At 34.6% G+C, this 4,265-nt stretch carries 4 protein-coding genes and 1 pseudogene; 1 reads left to right on the top strand and 4 read right to left on the bottom strand.

Annotation, left to right across the window (positions count from 1 at the left end):
* Positions 1–562 precede the first annotated feature (562 nt).
* The gene (locus AFK68_RS41260; RefSeq protein ID WP_246844064.1) at positions 563–694 is read right to left on the bottom strand and encodes a Uma2 family endonuclease; all 132 of its coding nucleotides are present in this window, start codon (positions 692–694) and stop codon (positions 563–565) included.
* A gap of 365 nt (positions 695–1,059) precedes the next feature.
* Here AFK68_RS41260 and lepB point away from each other — a divergent pair, with 365 nt between their 5' ends.
* Positions 1,060–1,626 (top strand): signal peptidase I, encoded by a 567-nt coding sequence (gene lepB, locus AFK68_RS08085; RefSeq protein WP_143437680.1) that lies wholly within the window; start codon positions 1,060–1,062, stop codon positions 1,624–1,626.
* 473 nt (positions 1,627–2,099) lie between these two features.
* Here the strand turns inward: lepB and AFK68_RS08090 are convergent, their stop codons facing one another.
* From AFK68_RS08090 to AFK68_RS44545, 3 genes and pseudogenes are all read right to left on the bottom strand, one after another.
* Positions 2,100–2,417 (bottom strand): hypothetical protein, encoded by a 318-nt coding sequence (locus tag AFK68_RS08090; protein ID WP_094672298.1) that lies wholly within the window; start codon positions 2,415–2,417, stop codon positions 2,100–2,102.
* A 473-nt stretch (positions 2,418–2,890) separates the two neighbouring features.
* Positions 2,891–3,398 (bottom strand): peptidylprolyl isomerase (locus tag AFK68_RS44540; RefSeq protein ID WP_210407291.1); only part of this gene is annotated, 508 nt, incomplete at its 5' end.
* Between the two features lies 1 nt (position 3,399).
* Positions 3,400–4,155 (bottom strand): annotated as a pseudogene (locus AFK68_RS44545) (peptidylprolyl isomerase); the annotation flags it as partial.
* Positions 4,156–4,265 lie beyond the last annotated feature (110 nt).

The following is a 4,265-nucleotide window of genomic DNA, read 5'->3' on the forward strand; positions in this document are numbered from 1 at the left end:
TGACTCCTGACTCCTCCATCGTTATTTATAACTATTCAACCGGACATGATATAATATCCTGATTATTCAATTAAAATATATTCTCGAAATTCAGGAATTGAGCGATAAAAATCAAACTTTTATCCTCGATCATAATTGTTAGTAGACTTAGACAAAAATTCAACAATTATTGATGTATTAGTAACAGCAGTTTTCCCGATCCAGCATATATTAGTTTTCCTTGAATTACCATCAAGTCTGGATAGACATACCGATTTTTTCAGGGTATCCAGAGACGCACATCAGCAAAAAATACTTGATAGGATTCTTCTTTAATTCTCAAAGGAAATCTTTGATAAAATTTCCAGCAATAATATTATGGTTGCTTGTGCCACCAGTCATTCGTAGTTATTTCTCCATTATGANATCCAGCATATATTAGTTTTCCTTGAATTACCATCAAGTCTGGATAGACATACCGATTTTTTCAGGGTATCCAGAGACGCACATCAGCAAAAAATACTTGATAGGATTCTTCTTTAATTCTCAAAGGAAATCTTTGATAAAATTTCCAGCAATAATATTATGGTTGCTTGTGCCACCAGTCATTCGTAGTTATTTCTCCATTATGATATTCACTTTTGTACTCTGAAGTTTCTTCTAAAGCCAGATATTCTTCAGTAGTATAATAGCGTTTTTCAGTTTGAACTTGCATGAAAGTTGCCTCTCTTATTTTTTATTGAATTTTGGTTAAGATGTCAATAATTATTTTATTATAGCGAAAAATACGAAAATAATTTGCTTCTATTTTTTTCCCTAGTGCAATATATTTTAAAGTATTGAATAGATAAATGCTAATTCCCTGGAGTTTTCCTGTAAAATAGAAATAATCAAAATTTGAAACCATAGAAATGACATCAGAAAAAGAATCCCTAAATCAACCGATCGCAACTAACTCGACAACTCCCTGGTGGTTAAAAATATGGCAGGAACAAAAAGAAAATATTAAAGTTTTGGCGATCGCTCTATCCTTATCTTTATTCGTCAGAATATTAATTGCAGNAATCCCTAAATCAACCGATCGCAACTAACTCGACAACTCCCTGGTGGTTAAAAATATGGCAGGAACAAAAAGAAAATATTAAAGTTTTGGCGATCGCTCTATCCTTATCTTTATTCGTCAGAATATTAATTGCAGAACCGAGATATATACCATCAGATTCAATGCTCCCAACCTTAGAAGTGGGCGATCGTCTAGTCATAGAAAAAGTATCTTACAATTTTCATCCACCCGGAACAGGTGATATAATCGTCTTTGAACCACCCCAACAATTACAACGTTACGGTTATGCCAAAAATCAAGCTTTTATTAAAAGAATTATAGGTCTGCCAGGAGATACCATTAGAATTGAGGACGGTATAGTATATATTAACGACCAACCCCTTGCTGAAAATTATATTGCCGAACCTCCTGAATATTCTTTGCAAAATTCATTCCAAGTTCCTGAAGATAAATATTTTGTGATGGGAGATAATCGTAACAATAGTAATGACTCTCACGTTTGGGGTTTTTTGCCTAGAAAAAATATTATAGGTAGGGCAATATTTCGCTTTTGGCCTTATCAAAGATTAGGATCAGTTAATTAATTTATAATGGATAATTACCTCAAGGAAAACCGCAATGGAATTGAATATAAGAAAATCTCCTAGCACTTTTTTTCTCCTTGACTGGAGTTGCTTTAAACCAGATTGATTAATTATCAATTATCTATTGGTAAGGACGTTGCATCCAACAACGTCCCTACTTTGTGGTCTACTAATTATGAAAAGTGCTATAAATCTATTTATATAGTTATCAAAAAAACCTTACCCTTAAATATTCCGATTAGGAAACCTAGGTTTCTAACTAATTCCTAATCAAAAAATACTGATAACTGATAACTGATAACTAGACATCTCCAAAAATTCAAAATAAAATCAATTATAATCCATAAATTATCTATTCTTTCTTCCTGTTCCCTGTTCCCTGTTCCCTGTTCCCTCTTTTCTGGAGATGTCTACTGATAACTGATAACTGAATTGCGCAGTTACGACCATAGGAGGCTAACTGATAACTGAAATCACCATTGTTGTCGATCTAAAAGAGGAGGTAAACTTAACTTAGGAAATTTGTAGAATGTATCTCCTTGTTCATCTATTTCTAGAATTGCAGAAAATATTTGTACTTGACTTTCTAGATATTTTTGAGCAATTTGAGCATCAACTTTAGCAGCAGCAGCTAATTGAATTAGAGAAATTTTACCATTTTGAAACTGTAACAATCTATAGAAAGCATCATCTAAAACACGCTGCTGCTGTCTATCATTTGACATATTAATTATAAATGCACCTAATATAATTCCTAATCCAGTAAATATTACAAATTCTATAATAGCCATTTAATTAATTAATAATTAATAATTCACAATTAATATAGCAATCCTAAATAGGTTGTCCGATTTTATCCTAGGGGTTTGGTTTCCAAATCCCATCTTAGCTTGGGGAAAGGAGACCAAACCCCTACAATTTTTTTCACAAATCATTTAGGATTAGTATAATTACCTCTTCTTAAACATAAGAGGATTAGTTAATTAGTTTTTCAGTAATAAGAAGCAAAAATTAACCAGAAAATCTACTTTTTATCTAAACAGGAATCAGGAATAAAAACCAGGAAAAATTATCAATCTACTTAGAGTATAACGAAATAAAATCCCCTAATTATTATCAACTTTTTTCCCTATTTTGTAAAACTTAAACTTATCCGAGTTAATTTAACTAGAGTAATTGGTGATTTAGTCTTGTAATTATCTATAATTTTCGAGGCTAAATTATCCAATTACCCTAATTTTAGATCAAATTTTGCCTAATCAATTTAGGCTTCAGGTTCCACAAGATTTTCCAATCCAGCTACTACCTTAGCAGAAATAATCTTGTCTCCTTTTCCTAACTCTTCCAAAACCTTTTTCCCTTCCACCACATAACCAAAAACCGTATAACGACCATCCAATAAATTTGCTCCTGCAGGTGTTAATTCTGGTTGGAATAAGAAAAAGAAAAATTGAGAAGAAGCACCATCATTTTCAGCTTCAGGTCGAGCCATAGCCACTGTACCATAAGCAGAAAAAGGCAGAACAGGTTGTTCTCTAAAACGACCAATTTCTTCCAAAGTAAAACTATATATTGGTTCCTTATCTCCCTTGACCAAAATTTCTAATGGGATATTACGGTACTCACCACTATCGGGGTCAATAAAACCCACTTCTGGGCCAGGAGGGTCTCCAGCTTGCAAGACATAAGATTCTTCTGAGCGAATAAAATCTAGGCCATCATAAAAACCCCTCTGAACCAAATCTACAAAATTACCTGCTGTAACAGGGGCGNACTATATATTGGTTCCTTATCTCCCTTGACCAAAATTTCTAATGGGATATTACGGTACTCACCACTATCGGGGTCAATAAAACCCACTTCTGGGCCAGGAGGGTCTCCAGCTTGCAAGACATAAGATTCTTCTGAGCGAATAAAATCTAGGCCATCATAAAAACCCCTCTGAACCAAATCTACAAAATTACCTGCTGTAACAGGGGCGCTATAACCATCAACAACTAAAGTCAAAGAACCTTGATTAGTTTCCATCTCAATAGTAGCCTGACCTTTCAGTTGCGGTAAATTAGAGAACTCTAAAGGTACTTCAAACGGAAACCCCTCTACCATAAACTGTTCAAGCTGACCCACCAATTTCAGTAGTTCTGCCCGTTGCTCCAATACTTGTTCCCCATCTTTAACTTCAGCAACTTCTTTAATATCAATAATGCCTTGGTCGAGTTTAGCAATTATGGCCTCTGCCTCAGATTGTCTTGATTCAGGCACACTAGCTAGTAATTTAGGCTTACTAATACTGAGAACTCTTGATGCAGCGGCAATATCACTACCAACAGAGGTCCAACGTTTACCCCGCAGTCTGTTAGAAATATCCTCTAGACTACTTTGTATTTTACGGACAGGTTCATTTTCTATTGGTAGGGCATACCTTAACAAGGCTTTACCATCAGTAATAGGATCGCCCTGGGGCAAACGACTTTCACGAGTTGTTGTATTACCACCGTCCCACCAAGCAGCACTAATACCAACAGACAAAGTAAAGAGTAGCAGCGCTAGGATGCCAGTTTTAACCAGGCGTTACAAGTGTTAATTACGAAATTGCGTAGATTTAGCATATTTGTGAATTTTTATTCCCTTACTAATAT

This window comes from Hydrocoleum sp. CS-953 (genome assembly GCF_002260545.1).
Lineage (GTDB): Bacteria > Cyanobacteriota > Cyanobacteriia > Cyanobacteriales > Microcoleaceae > Trichodesmium.